General features: G+C 71.8%; 21 protein-coding genes. 6 read left to right on the forward strand and 15 right to left on the reverse strand.

Annotation, left to right across the window (positions count from 1 at the left end; genetic code table 11):
* Nucleotides 1-90 precede the first annotated feature (90 nt).
* From lepB to ACIQRW_RS13170, 3 genes are all read right to left on the reverse strand, one after another.
* The gene (lepB, locus tag ACIQRW_RS13160) at nucleotides 91-813 is read right to left on the reverse strand and encodes a signal peptidase I (protein ID WP_403758465.1); all 723 of its coding nucleotides are present in this window, start codon (nucleotides 811-813) and stop codon (nucleotides 91-93) included.
* A gap of 93 nt (nucleotides 814-906) precedes the next feature.
* The gene (locus tag ACIQRW_RS13165; RefSeq protein WP_026290270.1) at nucleotides 907-1,197 is read right to left on the reverse strand and encodes a hypothetical protein; all 291 of its coding nucleotides are present in this window, start codon (nucleotides 1,195-1,197) and stop codon (nucleotides 907-909) included.
* A 123-nt stretch (nucleotides 1,198-1,320) separates the two neighbouring features.
* The gene (locus tag ACIQRW_RS13170) at nucleotides 1,321-1,830 is read right to left on the reverse strand and encodes a DUF664 domain-containing protein (protein WP_403758468.1); all 510 of its coding nucleotides are present in this window, start codon (nucleotides 1,828-1,830) and stop codon (nucleotides 1,321-1,323) included.
* A gap of 83 nt (nucleotides 1,831-1,913) precedes the next feature.
* Between ACIQRW_RS13170 and ACIQRW_RS13175 the strand changes: the two genes are divergently transcribed.
* Nucleotides 1,914-2,279, forward strand: a complete 366-nt coding sequence (locus ACIQRW_RS13175) for a DUF1801 domain-containing protein (protein ID WP_403758470.1) — start codon at nucleotides 1,914-1,916, stop codon at nucleotides 2,277-2,279.
* Between the two features lie 28 nt (nucleotides 2,280-2,307).
* On the opposite strand, the gene ACIQRW_RS13180 is transcribed toward ACIQRW_RS13175, so the two are convergent.
* The 7 genes from ACIQRW_RS13180 to ACIQRW_RS13210 all read right to left on the reverse strand — a co-directional run bounded on the left by ACIQRW_RS13180 (nucleotide 2,308) and on the right by ACIQRW_RS13210 (nucleotide 7,961).
* Nucleotides 2,308-3,336, reverse strand: coding sequence for an alpha/beta fold hydrolase (locus ACIQRW_RS13180; protein ID WP_403758473.1), 1,029 nt, complete (start codon nucleotides 3,334-3,336; stop codon nucleotides 2,308-2,310).
* A 159-nt stretch (nucleotides 3,337-3,495) separates the two neighbouring features.
* The gene (locus tag ACIQRW_RS13185) at nucleotides 3,496-3,729 is read right to left on the reverse strand and encodes a hypothetical protein (protein WP_403758476.1); all 234 of its coding nucleotides are present in this window, start codon (nucleotides 3,727-3,729) and stop codon (nucleotides 3,496-3,498) included.
* 6 nt (nucleotides 3,730-3,735) lie between these two features.
* Nucleotides 3,736-4,410, reverse strand: a complete 675-nt coding sequence (locus tag ACIQRW_RS13190) for a TNT domain-containing protein (protein ID WP_403758479.1) — start codon at nucleotides 4,408-4,410, stop codon at nucleotides 3,736-3,738.
* A gap of 186 nt (nucleotides 4,411-4,596) precedes the next feature.
* The gene (locus ACIQRW_RS13195) at nucleotides 4,597-5,112 is read right to left on the reverse strand and encodes a lytic polysaccharide monooxygenase auxiliary activity family 9 protein (RefSeq protein WP_073743736.1); all 516 of its coding nucleotides are present in this window, start codon (nucleotides 5,110-5,112) and stop codon (nucleotides 4,597-4,599) included.
* Between the two features lie 275 nt (nucleotides 5,113-5,387).
* Nucleotides 5,388-6,092, reverse strand: coding sequence for a DUF4230 domain-containing protein (locus tag ACIQRW_RS13200; protein ID WP_403758482.1), 705 nt, complete (start codon nucleotides 6,090-6,092; stop codon nucleotides 5,388-5,390).
* Between the two features lie 133 nt (nucleotides 6,093-6,225).
* On the reverse strand, nucleotides 6,226-7,326 hold the full coding sequence (locus tag ACIQRW_RS13205; protein WP_403758485.1) for a winged helix DNA-binding domain-containing protein: 1,101 nt from the start codon (nucleotides 7,324-7,326) through the stop codon (nucleotides 6,226-6,228).
* Between the two features lie 65 nt (nucleotides 7,327-7,391).
* Nucleotides 7,392-7,961, reverse strand: a complete 570-nt coding sequence (locus tag ACIQRW_RS13210) for a DinB family protein (RefSeq protein WP_403758488.1) — start codon at nucleotides 7,959-7,961, stop codon at nucleotides 7,392-7,394.
* Nucleotides 7,962-8,061: 100 nt separating this feature from the next.
* Here ACIQRW_RS13210 and ACIQRW_RS13215 point away from each other — a divergent pair, with 100 nt between their 5' ends.
* The gene (locus tag ACIQRW_RS13215) at nucleotides 8,062-9,090 is read left to right on the forward strand and encodes a helix-turn-helix transcriptional regulator (RefSeq protein ID WP_403758491.1); all 1,029 of its coding nucleotides are present in this window, start codon (nucleotides 8,062-8,064) and stop codon (nucleotides 9,088-9,090) included.
* Here the strand turns inward: ACIQRW_RS13215 and ACIQRW_RS13220 are convergent.
* Both ACIQRW_RS13220 and ACIQRW_RS13225 read right to left on the reverse strand, forming a co-directional pair.
* Nucleotides 9,063-9,851: a DUF4389 domain-containing protein gene (locus ACIQRW_RS13220; RefSeq protein ID WP_403758494.1), complete on the reverse strand. Its 789-nt coding sequence runs from the start codon at nucleotides 9,849-9,851 to the stop codon at nucleotides 9,063-9,065. The two genes, ACIQRW_RS13215 and ACIQRW_RS13220, sit on opposite strands and share 28 nt — an antisense overlap.
* 112 nt (nucleotides 9,852-9,963) lie before the next feature.
* A complete protein-coding gene (locus ACIQRW_RS13225; RefSeq protein ID WP_403759421.1) occupies nucleotides 9,964-10,743 on the reverse strand; it encodes a VanZ family protein in 780 nt (259 codons plus the stop codon).
* A 147-nt stretch (nucleotides 10,744-10,890) separates the two neighbouring features.
* Between ACIQRW_RS13225 and ACIQRW_RS13230 the strand changes: the two genes are divergently transcribed.
* Nucleotides 10,891-11,391 (forward strand): tetratricopeptide repeat protein, encoded by a 501-nt coding sequence (locus ACIQRW_RS13230; RefSeq protein ID WP_403758497.1) that lies wholly within the window; start codon nucleotides 10,891-10,893, stop codon nucleotides 11,389-11,391.
* A 506-nt stretch (nucleotides 11,392-11,897) separates the two neighbouring features.
* On the opposite strand, the gene ACIQRW_RS13235 is transcribed toward ACIQRW_RS13230, so the two are convergent.
* Both ACIQRW_RS13235 and rpmG read right to left on the reverse strand, forming a co-directional pair.
* Nucleotides 11,898-12,158, reverse strand: coding sequence for a type B 50S ribosomal protein L31 (locus ACIQRW_RS13235; RefSeq protein ID WP_398067659.1), 261 nt, complete (start codon nucleotides 12,156-12,158; stop codon nucleotides 11,898-11,900).
* 64 nt (nucleotides 12,159-12,222) lie between these two features.
* The gene (gene rpmG / locus ACIQRW_RS13240; protein WP_032794160.1) at nucleotides 12,223-12,387 is read right to left on the reverse strand and encodes a 50S ribosomal protein L33; all 165 of its coding nucleotides are present in this window, start codon (nucleotides 12,385-12,387) and stop codon (nucleotides 12,223-12,225) included.
* A 197-nt stretch (nucleotides 12,388-12,584) separates the two neighbouring features.
* On the opposite strand from rpmG, the gene ACIQRW_RS13245 reads away from it, so the two are divergent.
* Together ACIQRW_RS13245 and ACIQRW_RS13250 are read left to right on the forward strand one after the other, a co-directional pair.
* Nucleotides 12,585-13,343: a dienelactone hydrolase family protein gene (locus tag ACIQRW_RS13245; RefSeq protein WP_403758502.1), complete on the forward strand. Its 759-nt coding sequence runs from the start codon at nucleotides 12,585-12,587 to the stop codon at nucleotides 13,341-13,343.
* A gap of 308 nt (nucleotides 13,344-13,651) precedes the next feature.
* Nucleotides 13,652-15,079 carry a SpoIIE family protein phosphatase gene (locus tag ACIQRW_RS13250; RefSeq protein WP_403758503.1) on the forward strand — a complete coding sequence of 476 codons (1,428 nt, stop codon included), beginning with the start codon at nucleotides 13,652-13,654 and terminating at the stop codon, nucleotides 15,077-15,079.
* A 51-nt stretch (nucleotides 15,080-15,130) separates the two neighbouring features.
* Here the strand turns inward: ACIQRW_RS13250 and ACIQRW_RS13255 are convergent, their stop codons facing one another.
* Nucleotides 15,131-16,621, reverse strand: coding sequence for a hypothetical protein (locus ACIQRW_RS13255; protein ID WP_403758506.1), 1,491 nt, complete (start codon nucleotides 16,619-16,621; stop codon nucleotides 15,131-15,133).
* A 231-nt stretch (nucleotides 16,622-16,852) separates the two neighbouring features.
* Here ACIQRW_RS13255 and ACIQRW_RS13260 point away from each other — a divergent pair, with 231 nt between their 5' ends.
* The gene (locus ACIQRW_RS13260) at nucleotides 16,853-17,989 is read left to right on the forward strand and encodes an aminoglycoside phosphotransferase family protein (protein WP_403758509.1); all 1,137 of its coding nucleotides are present in this window, start codon (nucleotides 16,853-16,855) and stop codon (nucleotides 17,987-17,989) included.
* Nucleotides 17,990-18,021: the final 32 nt, after the last annotated feature.

Below are 18,021 nucleotides of genomic sequence, written 5' to 3' on the forward strand. Positions count from 1 at the left end.
TACTAGGACACTCCGGCGCCTTGCGAGAGCACGCACCAGACGCCGCGGGCCCCGCCCAGAGGGCGGACGACGATACTTTGCGGACACTCCCTAGCGAGGGGCGGGGCCCCGGGGCTTGTCGGGCACGTTGTCGAAGGTTCCCGGCACCGGCAGGGTGCTCCAGCGGCCGGCCGGCCAGGCGATGACGACAGCCCTGCCGACGACCTCGTCGACCGGGACCATCCCCCGGTTCGGGTCGTCCTGGTGGTAGCGGGAGTCCGCGGAGGCCTGGCGGTGGTCCCCCATCACCCAGATCTTGCCTTCGGGCACGGTGACCTTGAACCGGCCGCCGTCCTCGTCGTCGCTGCAGGGGGTGTTGCCGGGGAGGACGTACGGTTCGTCCAGGGCGGTGCCGTTGACCTTCACCGGCCCGTCGCCCTCGCACTCCACGGTGTCGCCTCCGACGCCGATGACCCGCTTGATGAGGTCCTTCTCCTCGGCGGAGGGCATCACGCCGACGAAGCTCAGGACCTTCTGCACGGTGTTGGGCGGGTCCACGGGCACGTTGGCGAGCCAGTCCGAGGGGTCGTGGAAGACGATCACCTCACCGCGCTCCGGCTCCGATCCGAACCAGGGTGTCAGCTTGTCCACGAGGACCCGGTCGCCCTGCTGAAGGGTGTTCTGCATGGAGTCCGAGGGAATGGAGAAGGCCTGCACCAGGAACGTCTTGATGAGCAGCGCCAGCACCAGGGCGACGCCGATGAGGAGCGGCAGCTCCACCCAGAACGGCCGGTTCTTCCGTGTCCTCGGCCGCCGTGTGCCCGCCCGCCCCATGTGCACCGCTCCTCGCCCGTGTACCGCGCGCCCGTCCCTGGGGGAACGGATCCGGTGATCCACTCTATGGGGCGCGGTGAGCGGTGAGCGACGTCAGACAGGTCCCGCGCCGACCGGAGGGACCGTCGCGCCCTCGCCGGCGCGGACGGCTTCGACCACGCTCTGGTGAAAGGTGCGGCTCTCCTCCTCGGAGGGGCACGGCACGGGGCTGCCGGTGAGGGTGAACCAGTCCGACGACCCGCTGTACTGCACAGCCACCGACGCCTGTCCGTCGGACCAGGTCGTATGCACCGTGAGGTCGCCGCTCAGGATGCCCGCTTCTTCGGTGCGCACCCCGCCGGTTCCCGCGAAGACACCGCTGGTCGTCCAAGATGCCCAGCTCATGACGGTCACCTTTCGGACGATGGCAAGCCTGTCCAGCCGACTTCTTCCGAGTATGGCACCGCCGGTGGGACTGCGCACGGGTGTGCGCGGGCCCCGTCCCGCCACGTGTCCTGCCACCGGTCCTCAGGCGCGTTCCAGCATCCCTCGGACGAAGGCGGCCTGGCCCGCGTGCTGGAGATCCTCGGCGATGACGCTGATCAGCCGGACCCCGAGCGTCACCGGGGGTGACCAGCCCTCGTCGACGATCCGGTCGAGGGCGTGGCCCTCCAGCCCCGCGACGAATTCCAGGGTCCGCTCGTGCACGGCGTCGAAGTAGCCGAGGAGGGGTTCGGCGGAGTCCACGCGGACGGCGGCGACCTCGTCGGCGCTGTGCCCGTAGCCGGTCGCCGTCTCGTCGAACGGCAGTCCGAAGGTGTCCGCCCAGCCTTCGGTGAGCCAGATCTGTCCGGTTCCGGCGGCGTCGGCGATGTGGTCGTCCTGGACGCGGGTGAGATGCCAGACCAGCCAGGAGATGGAGTTAGCCCCCGCGTCGACGCGGGCGTTGAGGTCGTCGGGCGTGAGTCCTTCGACCGCCGCGTGGACCGCTTCCCCGACCCGGTCGAACGCTTCGGCCAGCATGCCTGCGGTGTTCATCCGTCCACCTTCGCCGGAGAAGCCCGTTGCTCCCGGGTGCGACACACCGCCGGGCCGACGGTGTGCCGCCGTACGATCCGCTCATGGTCCGAAGCAGCGCGCAGAACGTCGATCAGTACCTCGCCGAGGCCCCGGAGGCCCGCCGGGCGGCGCTCACGGCGCTGCGCGCGCTGTGCAGGGAGGAGCTGACGGGATTCCGCGAGGTGATGGCGTACGGGATGCCCGCCTACGAGCGGGACGGGACGGGCGAGATCGCCTTCGCCGACCAGAAGCAGTACATCTCGTTCTACCTGATGCGCACGGACGTCCGCGACGCGTTCACGGGCCGGCTGGCCCTCCACGACATGGGCAAGGGCTGCCTGCGCTTCCGCGATCCGCGGAAGATCGACTTCACGCTCGTCCGCGACCTGCTGCGGGCGACGGCGGCGACCCACGGCACGGCCTGCTGACCCGGGGGCACCGCCGGCCGAGCGTCGCTCAGCGCAGGCCGTGCAGCCAGTCGGTCAGCAGGCGGTTGACCTCGTCGGGGCGTTCCTGCTGGATCCAGTGGCCGCAGCCTTCGAGGATGTGGGCGGCGGACAGGCCGGGGAGGGTCCGCGGGTAGGCGTCGATGGCGTCGGACATCCAGGTGGTGGAGGCGTCCAGGGCGCCGCCGATGAAGATCGAGGGCTGGGTGACGGGTGTTCCGTCCCAGGCGGCGAGGTCCTCCCAGTCCCGGTCGACGTTGCGGTAGCGGTTGAGGGCGCCGGTCAGACCGGTGCGTTCGAACTCCTCGGCGTAGACGTCGAGGTCCCGTTCGTCGAGCCAGCCTGGGAGCGGGCCGGCGGGGAAGCGGTCGGCCATGCGCGCGCCCGGAGGTACGAAGAAGAGGCCGGGGTGGCCCGCGGGGGCGGGGGTGTCTCCGGAGAGTCCCGCGTAGAAGCCGGCGAGCCAGCCGCGTACGTCCGGTTCGATCTCCGCCTCGGCGCGGCCGGGGGTCTGGAAGTAGCTGACGTAGAACTCCTCCTCGCCTCCGATGCCCGCGAAGCCGTCGGTGGGGCGGGGGCCTCCCCGGGGCGTGTACGGGACGCTCAGCAGTGCGACCGCCGTGAAGACGTCCGGCCGGAGCAGGGCGCTGTTCGCGGCGATGGGCGAGCCCCAGTCGTGTCCGACGACCGTGGCGGTCTCCTCGCCGAGGGCGTGGACGACGGCGGTGTTGTCGGCGACGTGGGCGAGCATGCGGTAGGCGTCGGTGGCGGCGGGTGCGGAGGAACGCCCGTAGCCGCGTACGTCGATGGCGACGGCCCGGTGTCCGGCGGCGGCCAGGGCGGGGAGCTGGTGGCGCCAGGAGTACCAGGACTCGGGGAAGCCGTGGACGAGGAGCACGAGGGGGCCCGTGCCCTGTTCGACGCAGTGGATCCGGCCGCCGGGGACGTCGACCGTCCGGTGCGTCGCGCCCGGCAGGAGGGCGGAGGGGCGGGCGGCACCGTCTGCGGACGGCGTGGGTACGGGGGTGGGCTCCGGCATGGCTCCTCCTCGGGCGCCCGGTGCGGGCGGGGCGGTCGTGTCGCTTCGGCGGGCGGCCGGGCCGGGGCCCGGCCGCCCGCTCACGATCATTCGGCCGGTGCGACCGCCCGGACAAGGCTATTTGCCGTTCCGGCAAAACAACGGGTGCGCGGATCGGCTTCAGACGAGCAGGCTCAGCAGGTGCGCGCAGGCGGTGGCCTCGTCCGGGTGGCGGGCGACGACTTCGTATGTTCCGCGCTCGAAGGCCCCGGTCTCCCAGTCTCCGTCCCGGCCGCGCCGGACGAAGAGGAAGTCCGGCGGGGTGGGAACGGGCTCGTGGACGCCCTCGATCCGGTAGTAGCCGCCGGGGATCCGTGCCTCGACGAGTGCGGCCTGCAAGGCCCGGCGGTCCATGGCGGGTTACGCGCCCGCAGGCGTCAGGTAGGCGTTGTCCAGCAGCCACTTCACATTGAGCCGCTGTCCCTCGCCCGGGTCGAGGAACACGGCGTCGAGCTTGATCTGCTGGCCGCCGCCGGGCTGCTCGAACCACGGGGCGATGCCGCCCTGCCAGACCCAGAAGGGCTTGGTGACCTTGTAGACCCGGTAGTCGCAAGGGCTGGCCGCGTCACGGGTGTTCAGGTTCTGCGGGGGCAGGGCACGCTCGGCGTAGGCGTCACCCGCCGGGGCGAGGTAGCCGCCGTACTCCGAGCCGAAGCGGTCCAGGCGCTGGCCGGCGCGGAGCTTCACGGGCTCCTTGTCGATCTCGCCGTTCACCTCGGCGAAGCCGTCGTTGGGCGGGTACTTCCAGCTGCCGGTGTCCGCGGGCCCTTCCCAGTACTTCTTGAGGAAGTCGTTGGGCGTGAGGTCGCCGGTGCGCTGCCAGCCCTTCAGGAGCGGGCCGACCGGGGCGAGCCGCTTGTTCGGCAGCCACTTGGGACCGAGGCGGGCGTCGCCGCGGAACTCTCCGGTGCAGGGTTCGTGACGTTCGGCGGCGGGCGCGGGCCGGGCGGGCCCCGGTGCGGCGCTCGCCGCCGGGGCGGAGATCAGTCCGGCGGTGATGCCGAGCGCGGCGAGTACGGTACGCATGCGGTTCATTCAGGAGTCCCCTCGAGCACTGATGATCAATCAGGACAGCTGACGTAGGGTAACCGCTCGACTACCCGAGGCTGTCGCGCCATGCCGTTTTCCGGCCACCGCGAACAGCACCGCGCCCCGGCCGCGACGATGCGCGACCGGGGCATGGTGGAGACAGGGCGTGTGCACCGCCCGAAGCGGCGCCTCCTAGCCGACGTTGACGTCGATGCAGGCGTAGAAGGCGTTCGAGGTGTCCGCGATGTTCCAGACGGCGAGCACCTTCTGCTGGCCGGTCTTGTTGCCGAAGTCGACCTGGTGGGTCACGGTCGCGCCGGGCTGCGCGCCGCCGTCGTCGAATTCGGCGATCTTCTCGCCGCCCACGAAGTACTGCCAGGTGCTGGTCGAGTGGCGTGCGGTGAGCTTCCACTCGAACTGCTGGGAACGGTTCACCGGAGTGACCGACCAGCCCTTGGAGTCGTCGTCCAGCTCGGCGAAGCCGCTGTTTCCGCCGCTGCAGCTGGTGAGCCCCTTGGGGCCCTCGACGCTCTGCGGTTCGTACTTGATCGCACCGCAGCTGACCGTGCCGGCGGCACACTGCGCCTGCCTGCTCGGCGGGTTGGAGATGTAGCCATGGGCACTGGCGGAGCTCGCCGGAAGGCTCAGGGCGAGGACCGGGGCGAGCATGGCGCCGACGGCGAGCGCGGTCTTCCTTTTCGCGTGCATGTTTCTCCTTCACAGGAGACCGCACCGCGCGGTGGCGGGCCGTGGGGGGCCCGGCTTCGGCGGCGAGGCCTCGCGAGTGTGGGGCCAAGAGGCGCGAAGGGCTGCAAGTCCCTTGCCGGACAAGCCTGATGACAGGTGTCCGGAAAGGCCTTGCACTTGGACTAGACCATACCCATCGACGCGTTCACGTCAAGGGCGGTGCGCGGTGGGCGGCTCGCCCCTCCGAGCCGCGCGGGTGGCCGCGCGCATCCCGCGCGGCCACCCGTGTGACGCGATCACCCCTGGTCGTCGCCGTACCGGACCGTGACGCGCTCGAAGCCGAGGGAGCCGAGCAGCCCCTTCAGCATGTCGGCGGTGTTCTTCTCCGCGCGGGCGGTCAGTTCGCTCTCTTTCGCCGCTTCCGAGATGTGGTGGACGGCGAGCTTGTTGACCGCCTGCTCACTGCCGGGATTGTCGGAGAAGAGGTCGCCCAGCCGGTCGAGGAGACCGCGCTGTTTGGACACCGCGTAGGAACGGTCGGGATCGAGGGCCGGTTTGCCCAGCACCGCGTGCGGCAGCCGGAGTTCGGCGGTGGTGCGGTCCTCGTTCACCACGACTCCGCTCCCGGTGACCTTGCCCAGGTCGACGGAGGCGCCGACCGTACCCGCGCCGACGAACAGGGTGCGGGTACCGCGCAGGGCGTCGGGGACGAACTTCGCGTCCTTCTCCAGATCGACGACGACCTGGAAGTTGCCCGAGGCGGCCTCGTACGCGCTCATGTCCTGGATCGACTTGAGCACGGCGGGGCCCGACCGGTCGTGGGTCTCCTCGCCGAAGAGGTCGTCGAGACCCGGCAGCAGGCTGAGCCGGCTGCCCGCGAACAGCAGGACCAGCACGGCCGCCGCGATGCCGAGGACCTTCGGCCATGCCCGGGAAGGGCGGGCGTCGCGCTTTTCGTCGCCGTGCGGCGCGGGCTCTGTGGTTACGTCGCTGGACGTCATGTTCAGCGTGTGACCCGCGACCGCTGCTTTCAGTCCGGCTGCTCCCGAATCCCGACGGAACTACCTTACAAAATGGGCCTGTTCCGGTACGGCCGGGCAGACACGAGGGGGTCCGCCCGGCGGTCGGGTCCGTTCAGCGCGGCGCGGCGGCCACCCGTACGCGATCGCTCTCGCCCTCGGTCAGGAACGACGCCAGCTCCCTCCCCCGGTCGGCCACGGCATCGCGGTCGGCCCGGGAGAAGGACCGCAGGGGTTCCACCGCGACCACCCCGTCGGTGGCGCGCCAGGTGGCCGCCACGCGGCCGTCGACCAGCACGACACGCTCGCCGGCGACCGAGAGGCCGCGGTGGGCGTCGTCGATGATCCGGCCGCGGTCCTGATAGCCGAGGATCGCGTTGTCGAAGGCCGGCAGGAACCGCACCGGGGCGGGAGTGTCCGGGTCCGGGCGCGGCCCTTCGGGCAGGTCGAGCAGCTCCCGTCCCCGCTCGTCGCGGAAGCGGACCAGCTCGTCGCGTACGGCGGCCACCGCACCGGGCAGTCCGGCCAGGCCGGACCAGGCGCGCAGGTCGGCCGTCGCGGCGGGTCCGTGGGCGGCCAGATAACGCCGGACCAGTACCCGGCCGACCGGGTCGGCGCCGTCGGGGGCGGGCGGATCGACCGGACGGCACAGCCAGGAGGAGAGGGCGACGTTGCGCACCCCGCCCTTCGCCCGCCACAGCCCCCGGGGCGGCGCCTGCGCCATCGGGACGAGAGCGGCGACCACCATCTCGCCCAGGGGGCGGGGCCCCGGACCGGGCCAGCGCCCGGCGAGCGCGGCCACGATCTCGGCCGCTGTACGGGGTTCCCCGTCGGCCATCAGCTCCCGGGCGTCAGCGGCGAGTGCGTCGAGGTCGACCCCTTTCAGCTCGTCACGGTAGACCCCGAGCACGCGTTGGCGCAGCATCGCGTCGTGACGGGCCCGCCAGGCGAGGACGTCGTCGGCGGTGACGAGGTGGACCGTGCGTCGCATCAGATGGGTACGCACCACGCTCCGCCGGGTCAGCAGGTCCGAGAGGACCGCCGGATCGAAGGCGGTCAGCCGGGACCAGAGCCCGACGAAGGGCTCCTGCGGTTCCTGCGCCTGGAGGCCGCAGAGGTGGGCCACGGCGTCCACGACCGGCAGATCGGCCCGGTCGAGCAGCAACTGGCGGGCCAGCATGGCGCGGTTGAGCGCCCGGTTGTCGAGGACGGTCACCGTGTGGTCTCTCCTTCTCGGTCGCCTGCCGTCGGTTTCCGCGCCCCCGCGCGGTGCGCCGGTGGTCAGGTCGCCTGCCGCCCGTCGAGCGTCTCGCGCAGGATATCCGCGTGCCCGGCGTGCTGGGCGGTCTCGGTGAGGACATGGGTCAGCACCCGCCGTACGCTCCACTGGCCGCCGGGTTCGTTCCAGGGTGCCTCGGGGAGCGGGTGCGTCGCCGAGAGGTCGGGGACCGCGAGGATGATCTTCTCGCTGCGGGCGGCGACCTGCTCGTAGGCGCCAAGAACCCCCGCCGTCGTCTCGCCGGGCAGCATCCGGAACTCCTTCTCCCGCTCGATCGCCCACTTCGGGAACTCAACGGCGGTGCCGACCGCCAGGTCGTCCCAGGTGACTCCTTCGGGCAGCGCGAAGGACATCGCCGACGGGCCCTCGGTCACGAAGTTCAGCCAGCTCTCCTCCATGGCCGTGACGTGCTTGACGAGGCCGCCCAGGCACAGCGCGCTGACGGTCGGGCGCGCACCGGCCTGTTCGTCGCCGAGGTCCTCGACCGTGCGGATCAGGGCGGCCCGCGCGGTGGCGAGGGCGGCGATCAGGTCGGTGCGCTCGGCGTCGGGAGAGGTGGAGGCCGTGGTCATGGTGATCGGGTTCCTTCCGGTGTTCCTGTCGTGCGGTACGGGTCAACCCTCGCAAGGGAAGAGGCCAGGGTGTGGCCTCTTCTCGGGTCATACTGGCGTCATGCCGAAGACTTCAGCGCGACTGCTGGCGCTGCTCTCCCTGCTCCAGGCGCGCCGGGACTGGCCGGGCCCGTTGCTGGCCGAGCGGCTGGAGGTCAGCCCGCGCACGGTGCGGCGTGACGTCGACCGGCTGCGGGAGCTGGGGTATCCCATCGCGGCGTTCAAGGGACCCGAGGGCGGATACCGGCTGGACGCGGGCGCGCGGTTGCCGCCGTTGCTGTTCGACGACGACCAGGCCGTCGCGCTCGCCGTAGCGCTGCGGACGGCCGCCGCGACCGGCGCCGGGATCGGGGAGGCCGCGGCCCGCGCGCTCACCACCGTCCGGCAGGTCATGCCCGCCCGGCTGCGCCACCGCGTCGACGCCCTGCGGATCACCGCTGTCGAACGCACGGGAGGCCCGCCGCGGCCGCAGGCCGATCCGCGGGTGCTCGTGGCGTTGAGCACTGCCGTGCACGCCCGCGAGGTGCTGCGCTTCGACCACTCCCCCGCGTACGCGCCAGCCACCGCCGATGCCCCGCCCGCGGTGCGGCGGGTGGAGCCGCACCGCCTGGTCACCTGGGGCGGGCGCTGGTATCTCGTCGCCTGGGACCTGGACCGCGAGGACTGGCGGACCTTCCGCGCGGACCGGATCACCCCACGCACTCCCACGGGTCCCCGGTTCACGTCGCGCGAGGTGCCCGGAGGTGATGTGGCCGCCTTCGTCGCCGCCCGGTTCCAGGGCTCCGACGCCCCCGGCGCGTGGCCCTGCCGCGGCGAGGTGATCCTCGACGCGCCGGCCTCCGCGGTGGCCGGCCACGTCCGCGACGGGATCGTCGAGGAGCACGGCCCGGACCGCTGCCGCGTGGTCCTGGGCGCCTGGTCGTGGCCGGGGCTCGCCGCCGAACTGGGCAGGTTCGACGTGGACATCGAGGTCGTCGGGCCCGACGCACTCAGGGACGCCTTCGCTCAATTGGCCCGCCGCTGTGCCGACGCGGCGGGGGCCGGGCCGGGGCCCGCCGGCCCTCAGGAACCGACGAGACGCGTGTCGTAGGTGTCGTCGGTCGTCGAGGCGGTCACGGACGAGGCGATGTGACCCGCCAGGCCCAGCACCAGGAACAGCACCACGAGCCATTTCGCGGCGCTGCTCAGGACCAGCGGGCGGGTGGCGGAGCGCGACCGCTCCGGGGCCACGGCGAGGTCGTCGTCGCCGAACAGCCCCTTGGGGTAGGCGGGGGTGAGCATCATGACGTACGCGGAGAACCGCATCCGGTAGCGCAGGGTGGCCGCCGTCGCCTCGAACAGCGGCCGGGGCATCCGGCCGAGACACAGCGTGATCAGCCACCAGACGAAGGCCAGCGCCCACCACCCGTAGACGGCGAGGCTCTGCACGATCGCCGCCGGGATCATCAGGAAGACACGGAACAGCACCGCGAGGCGGTTGAGCGGGGTGGGCCGCACCTCGATCTGCACCGGATAGTCGGCCGGCGGGGTCAGGGCGAAGGGCGGGTAGCGGTCGATGAGCAGCATGTCGCTGGCCGAGACGCGCATGTCGTAGCCGAGGACGCCGGTCAGGAAGCGGAAGACAGGGGCGGGCAGCCGTCCCAGCAGCAGTGCCGCGAACCAGCCCACAATGACGGTGAAGAACGCCGCGATGTGCAGGACGAACAGCACGATGAAGTGCGGGACGAGCAGCAGCAGTCGCAGGAAGACGGTCAGCCGCCGCTGGCGGGCCGGTTCGACGATGTCCAGGACGGGCCGGAACTCGTCCGCGTCCGTCTCCTTGCGGCCCGGGCTCCACTGGCCTTCGGCCATGTCGCTTCTCCTCGGCAGGGAATCCGTACGGCATCCGCGCGCAGGACGTGTCCCCACCGTGCGTCCGCTCCGGGCCGCCCGCAAACGGCCCGGCCCGAACGGGTGCCCGGGCTCAGCGGCCGCGGAGGCGGTCGAGCAGGGAGCGGACGGAGCCGGACCCGGTGGCGCTGCGACCGGCGCCCGCCGGGCCGTCGGTCCTCCCGGTGCGGGAGCCGCGCTTCTTCGCCGGAGTCGCGGCCGCCGGCTTCGGTCGAGCCCGTTGTCCGGCCTTGCTGCGTGCGGCCTTCGTGGCAGCGGTCTTCGTACGGCTCGCCTTGGTAGCAGCGGTCCCCGTACGGTCGGAATTCCTGGCAGCGGTCTTCGTACGGCTCGCCTTGGTGCGCGCGGCGGGGCTCGGCGCGCGCACCGGCTCGGCCTCGGGCTTCTCCGCCGACGGGCCGGGAGAGCCCGAGTCGTCGGTGTAGACGTAGTAGCGGTGGCTGATCCGGCGGCCCAGCACGAAGTAGCCCAGCAGCGCGCCCGCCGTGTTGAGGATGACGTCGTCGATGTCGAAGGCTCGCCCCGCGACCAGGGCCCCCTGGATCAGTTCGACGACGGCCATGGCGACGGCGGTCAGCAGCGTCGTCCGGATCATGCGCAGGCGGCGTGGCACGAAGAACGGCAACAGGAGGCCGAACGGCACGCCGAGCAGCAGGTTTCCGCCCGCCTGCTTGACCGCGCCGAGGAAGGTGTAGTCCTCGGCGTACTGGCGCAGGGAGCGCCCGGGGCGGAGATTCGAGGTGACGAGGTCCTCGGAGGCAGGTGAGGGCGTGAGCGTCACCTTGGCCAGGAGGACGGAGAACGCCACCAGTCCCAGCAGCACCACCGTCAGGACCGCCCCGCGCACCAGCACACGTGCCCATGTCCCCTGGCGTGTACGGGGATTCGCCTCTGCTGTCATGGCCGACGGATGCCCCCGACCGGCCGGAACACACGCCGGACGGCCCCATGGAGCGGAAATCTCACGCGGCCGTCCACGCCCGCCTGCGACGATGTGCGCATGAGCGCACGTAAGAAGAGGGACCTGCTGGAAGAGGCCGACCGGTTGCGTACGGAGGGCCGGCCCGAGGAGGCGCGCGAACGGCTCCTCGCCCTGACCACCGAGTACCCCGACGACGCGGAAGTGGCCTACCGGACGGCGTGGATCCATGACGTACTGGGGCTGGAGTCGGAGGCGGTGCCCTATTACGAGCGCGCCCTGGCCAATCCGGAGCTGGCCGCGGAGGATCGGAGCGGGGCGCTCCTGGGGCTGGGCAGTACGTACCGGGTCCTCGGGCGGTACGGGCAGGCGGTGGAGACGCTGCGCCGGGGCGTCGAGGAGTTTCCGGACGACGGCTCGTTCCGGGCGTTCCTGGCGATGGCCCTGTACAACACCGACGAGCATCACGAGGCGATGCGGCTGTTGCTGGAGCTGACGGCCACGACGAGTAACGACCCGTACGTCCAGCGGTACCGGCGGGCGATCGAGCACTATGCGAAGGACCTCGACGAGACCGTGTGACCCGTACGGGGTCATGGCGGTCGTCCGCGGCGCGCCGCTACGCGGGGGACGCCCCGGTCCGGGAGCGGCGGGTGCCGAGAATGCTCGGGTGCCCACCGCTCCCCCGGCTCCTCCGCCGTCCCCGCCATCCGCCCCCTCCTCCGGTGTGCCCCGGGCGGTGGTGGCCTCGGGTGCTCTGGTGCTGGAGACGGTCCCGTGCCGGGGCGGCCGGCCGCGGCCGGGCAAGGGGAAGCCCCGGCCGGATCGGGGGAATCCAGCCGGGGCGGCTTGAGTGCGGGTGTGAAGGGCGTCGCCTCTCGGCGGAGCGCTCCATGGGGCTTCGGCGGTGCGATGTTCCCCATGGGCTACAGGTGAGGCCCGGGGACACGGTCCCCCTCACTTCCACGTATAGATGAACGATAAACCATCCTGGGCCGTTCCCGGGAATCCGCCCTCGCGGATGTGATCCACGGCACGGTTGTCCGGGCCTCTCCCCTGGTCAGCGCGGATGGTCAGCGCGGACTCGGTCAACTCGCGGACGTCTCGCCGGTGCCGTAGCGGCGCCGGAACTGTTCGACGCGGCCCGCCGTGTCGAGCACCTGGCGGCCGCCGGTGTAGAACGGATGGCTCGCCGACGAGGTCTCCACGTCGATGACGGGGTAGGTGTTGCCGTCCTCCCATGCCACGCGCTCGCCGGAGTCGGCGGTGGAGCGGGTCAGGAAGGCGACGTCGGCCGCGCGGTCGCGGAAGACCACCGGGCGGGACACGGGGTGGATACGGGACTTCATGGATGCGTTCCTTCCTCACCGCGGATTGCGGTGACGTACAGGGGGACGGACTTCTTCCGGACGGTCAGCGGACCTCGCGGAACAGAACGTGCCGACCGGCGGCGGAGTCGAACTTGCGCAGCTCCAGCCGGTCGGGGTTGTTACGGCGGTTCTTGCGCGTCACATAACTCCGGCCCGTTCCCACGGTGGACCGGAGGGTGACGACCGGCCTGGTCTCGCTGCGTGCCATAACGCCTCCCGACGCTTCTGCCGACCCCACCCCCCTATCGGGAATGGGATTCGTTTTCGTTCTGGTGAGGTAACGCGGGCCGCCCGCTCGGCATTCCCGGCCCTTCGCGCACCGTTTTTCAGAGACACACCCGCGCTGCTCTGCCGGCGGCAGAACACCGGCCGGACCGGGCTCGACGATCACTACAGTCCAGTCCCATGACGACGGTTACGACGCGTACGGTCGAGTATCCGGCCGACGGTTTGACGATGATCGGGCACCTCGCACTCCCGGCCGGTGACGACCGCCGGCCCGCGGTGCTGCTCGGACCAGAGGGCATGGGGCTCAGCGACGTCGAGCGCCGCCGGGCCGATGCTCTCGCCGAACTGGGATATGTAGCGCTGGCCTTCGACCTTCACGGCGGGCGCTATCTGGGCGACCCCGAGGAGATGCTGGCCCGTTGCCTGCCGCTGCTCGCCGATCCCGACCGGATGCGGGGCATCGGCCATGCGGCGCTGGACGTGTTGCGCACCGAACCGCGCACCGACCCCGACCGGATCGCCGCCGTCGGCTACGGCACCGGGGGCGCCGTCGGGCTGGAACTCGGGCGCGGCGGCGTCAGCCTGCGCGCGATCGGGACAGTCAACGCAACTACCACGGGCCGACCGGGCGAGTCGGCGCTCATTCGCTGCCCGGTGTGGGCCGGGGTCGGGTCGGAAGACCCCATCATGCCGCCCGCGCAACGGAACGCGTTCACCGCCGAGATGCAGGCCGCGGGCGTCGACTGGCGCCTCACGGTCTACGGCGGCGCCTTGCACGCCTTCCACCACCCGCCGGTCGACCATCCCGTGGTCCCCGGCGTCGGCTACCACCCACGGCACGCACAGCGAGCCTGGCGCGACGTCGTCGACCTGCTCGCCGAGTGCCTGCCCGTGAGATCTGGAGACGCCGGTGCGAGGGGCAGTCGTTCAGCTTGATCGGACTCCCGGGGCATCGATGCAGAGCGGCGGCGGCCGGCGGCGCCCGGGCCCACGAGGTGCTGTGCCTCAATGAGGAAGACCTCCACCCGGCGCGTACCTCGGTCAGGCCCCGACCCACACGGTCAACCGGCTTCAAACGCAAGCCTGTTCGGATGGCGGCCACCCCGGAGAGCCGCTGGCATATGCCAGAAGCAAGAACCCGTCGAGTGTTGCCAAAGCTCTTACGGGCCGCCGCGGCCTGTGCGACAGTCGGTAGCGATCCACCCTTCAGAACCGGCTAGGCCGCGCCTGTATCGGAGTACGAGATGCCGTCCCCCCTCTCCGCGGACCGCCCCGCACCACAGCTTCCCGCGTATGACGCCGTCGACGCCCTGATCCACCGGACGCGCCGGCTGCGCGGGGACGTGGACGCCGTACGGCGGGACGCCGTCGTGTTCGACGAGGACGACCCCCAGCTACGCTGGCAGCGCGCCCTGTGCGAGCTTGCCGTGCAGCACCTGGACGACCTCGGCGAGCACCTGGGCCAGCTCCGGGCGGGTCTGCCGGACCGCTGCTCCGCCGACACCCCCCGGGCTGTCGGGGCCCCGGACGACCCGGGCGCCGGTTCCCTGCTGAACCGGGTGGGCAGCGCCGAGTGGAACCTCCTCACCGACGAGTCCTGCTGGTCCGAGGAGCTGTACGAGATCTTCGGCAGGCCGCCCGGCTCCACCCCCCTCTCCCTCGACGACCTGCCGTCCGTACTGCTGCCCGAGGACCAGCCGGTGCTGACCGCCATGGTGACGGGCTGCCTCGTCGACGGCCGGCCGATGGACGGCGAGTTCCGCATCATGCGGCCCGACGGCCGCACGCGCACCCTCCACATGACGGGCGAACCCGTCCTGGACGCCGAGGGCTGCACCGCCTCCATGTGGGCGGTCCTGCGGGACGTCAGCGAGCTGCGGCGCAGCGAGCAGGCCGTGAGCAGAAACCGCGCGTCGGTGCGGCGCGAGGAGCACATCGAGCGCGCCGAGCACCGCATGGCCGTGGAGCTCCAGGAAACCGTCCTCCCTCCGTGGCGCGGATCTCTGCGACTCCCGACGCGGGGCCCCGGCGCCCTGGACATCGCCGCGCACTACCTCCCTTCCGAGTCGAGCAACCTCATCGGCGGCGACTGGTACGACGCCATGGAGCTGCCGGACGGGCGCACCCTCCTCACCGTCGGCGACCTCACCGGGCACGGCATCCCCGCCACCTCGGCGATGGCGATGATGCTGGGAGCGCTGCGCGGCATGGCCGTCGCCGGCATCGAGCCGGGCGCGCTGATGGAGCACCTCAACCAGGTGGTCGAAGCGTCGATACAGCCCGCGCTGGGCAGCGCCCTGTGCTGCCGCTTCGACCCCGACTCCTCCGTTCTGTCCTGGGCGCAGGCCGGACACCCCGCGCCGCTGCTCTTCCGCCACGGTTCGAGACGGCTCCTGCCCCCGCCGGACGGCATGCTGCTCGGCGCCGCGTCCAACGTCGTCTTCGAGCAGGACGAGGTACGGCTGTACCCCGGTGACGTGCTCGTACTGCACACCGACGGCCTGACGCGACGCGGCGACCGGGGTGCGGGCCCGGAGGCGTTGCTCGCCCTCGCCCCCCGGTTCGCGGACGCCCGTACGGCACAGGAGTGCGTACGGAGCGTCGTCGAGGAGTTCGGCGGGACCGAGCGCCTGGACGACGCGTGCGTGCTGGTCGCCCGCATCGGGGCGTGAGGAAGCGCGGACGTATCAGGGCGTGACGGAACGCGGAGTGGCGCCGCCGGCTCAGATCTGCGTGCCCTTGGCCTTCTTCTGGCTCGGCGGCATCGAGAGCTCGATCTCCTCACGCAGATCCTGGATACCCGCGTATCCGGCGAACTGCCCGGTGAGCCGGTACATTTCGCGGAGCCGGTCCCAGGTGCGGTGCGAGGAGGTCTCCCCCATCGACACCAGCGCGAGCCGGGCGTACCGGTCGGCCTGTTCGGGGTCGTTGGCGATGAAGCAGGCCGAGGCCAGCGAGATGTAGTCGAAGATCTTCGACCTCTGGCGCTCCTTGACCCGCAGCTCCAGCGCCTGCTTGGCATGGCGCTGGGCGATGACCGCGGCCCCCCGGTCGTGCTCGGCCAGGGTACGGAAGGCGAGCGCCTGCATCCCGTGCATATCGGCCTCGTCGAACATCTGCATCCAACTGGGCGGCGGCACATCGCTCTTGTCCGAGACGAAGAGCTCCTCGGCCTCACCGAGGGTGCGCCGCATGGCCTGCCCGTGCCCCATCGACGCCTGTGCCCAGGCCTCGATGGTGCGCAGCATCGCCTGCGTACGGGGCAGGGTCTCGTCGCCGGAGCCGGACTTGGCGAGCTTCATCAGGTCGAGTGCGTCGTCGGGGCGGCCCAGGTGCACCATCTGGCGTGCCGCCCGGGAGAGTGCCTCTCCGGCGCGCGGCCGGTCGCCGCCCTCGCGGGCCGCGTGGGCGGCGATGACGAAGTACTTCTGGGCGGTGGGTTCGAGGCCGACGTCGTGGGACATCCAGCCCGCCAGGACGGCGAGGTTGGCGGCGACGCCCCACAGGCGGCGCTGGAGATGGTCGGGGTGGCGGTAGGCGAGCATGCCGCCCACCTCGTTGAGCTGGCCCACGACCGCCTTGCGTTGGAGTCCGCCGCCCCGGGACGCGTCCCAGGCGCGGAACACCTCGACCGAATGCTCCAGGGCCTCGATCTCCTCGGAGCCGACCGGTGCGGCCTCGTACCGGTCGAAACCGGCGGGATCGGCGTGCAGGGGATCGTTGGTACGGGGAGCATCGGCCGCCAGAGCGGGGTCGCTGTGCAGCCAGTCGTACATGGGGCCGGCGATGGTTGAGCCGGCGGCGAGCGCGGCGCCCGCACCCACCAAGCCGCGACGGTTGAGCATGAGGTCCATTCCCGTGAATTCGGTGAGGACCGCTGCCGTCCGTTCGGGCGCCCACGGCAATTGATCGGGATCGTGTTCCGTCCCGGAGTCACGCCGCTTCCCCACACGCCCGCGTCGGCCGAACCCGAGGTCCTCGATGGTCACGACACGGCCGAGCCGCTCGGTGAACAGAGCCGCCAGCACTTCGGGCACGGGATCACGGGGGGACTCCCCCATGTCGATCCAGCGCCTGACACGCGAGGTGTCGGTGGCCAGCTGCGGGTGGCCCATGGCCGCCGCCTGCCGGTTCACCATTCTCGCGAGTTCGCCCTTGGACCAGCCGGCCAGGCCGAACAGGTCAGAAAGGCGGGTGTTGGGTTCTCCGGTCACTTCAAGCCCCCAGGTTCTCGGCTGACTTGACACTAACCCCCTGTCAGATGCGCTGTGACTATTCGCCAGGGTTCGCCAGGGTCCGCCAGATGGTCTGCCACCCGCGCTCCGGTGTCAGGTAGGAAAGCGCCACCCCGCCCGGCAGCCCTAGGTACTCCCCAGGGTGCCGAACGGCCGTCGGCCGGGTTGGCGCACGTACCTTGTCGGCGCACGAAGGGATCTGTCTCGCCCATGTACACAGCATCGTCCTCCGTGTCCGCCCCGCCCCGTCCGCTCCGCCCGATGGGCGCGGGCGGCGGGCCCTATCTCGCTCCTCACGCCGGCGCACCGGCGCAGGGTCCGGGCCGGGCCCGACGGGCCGCGGGACCGGGCGCCGGACCGCTCAGCGGAAGGATCGACCTGTCCGGGCCCCAGGGCGCGCAGGTAAGGATGGCCATCGCCTCCGTGCAGCGCATCTGCCCCGAGTTCAACCCGGTCCAGGTGCTGCGCCGCAGCGGCCGTTCGGTCCTGATCGTCGGAACGACCGGGCGGGCCACCGCCGTCGCGAAGTGTTTACTGGACCACTCGCCGGCGTGGACCGAGCGGTTCCGGCACGAAATAGCGGCATACCGCGCGTTCGTCCGGCACCGCCCCCCGGTTCGGGTGCCCCGGCTGATCGCGGCGGATCCGGAGAACTGCACGCTGGTGATCGAGCGGATGCCCGGCCGGGTCGCCGCCCTCACCCGGCACCCGGTGGAGGCACCGCCGAGGGCCGACATCCGGGCCGCGCTCGGGGCGATCGCCCGCGTGAACGCCTGGCGGCCGCCGCCCGGACTGTTCGAGGCGCCGCTCGACTACGCGTCGCGGATCGCGCGCTACCACGAGCTTGGTCTGTTCACCGACCGTGACCTCGGCGACCTGCAGAAGCTGCTGCACGGTCTGGCCCACGCGGGCGGCAAGCAGGGCATGGGGCAGTTCTGCCACGGGGACGCCCTGCTCTCCAACATCCTGCTGTCGCCGACCGGGCCGGTGCTCGTCGACTGGGAGCACGCCGGCTGGTATCTCCCGGGGTACGACCTGGCGACGCTGTGGGCGGTGCTGGGCGACGCCCCGGTGGCGCGACGCCAGATCAGTCAGCTGGCCCAGGCCAGGGGGCCGGCCGCGCGGGACGCGTTCCTGGTGAACCTGATGCTGGTGCTGACCCGCGAGATCCGCAATTACGAGACCGCGGTCCAGCGCACCATGCGCGAGGCGCCCGCGGCGGGTGCGGGGGCCGACCGGCCCGGCGCACTCTCCTCGGGCGAGGAGCAGCGGCTGCTGCTGCGCAGGCTGCACGACGACTGCGCCATGGCGCGGCGGGCGGTGCGGGCCGCGGTCGGCACACGCTGAGACCGGACGGCGAAGCGGGGATACGGCCCGCC

Source organism: Streptomyces sp. NPDC091287, from assembly GCF_044768525.1.
Lineage (GTDB): Bacteria > Actinomycetota > Actinomycetes > Streptomycetales > Streptomycetaceae > Streptomyces.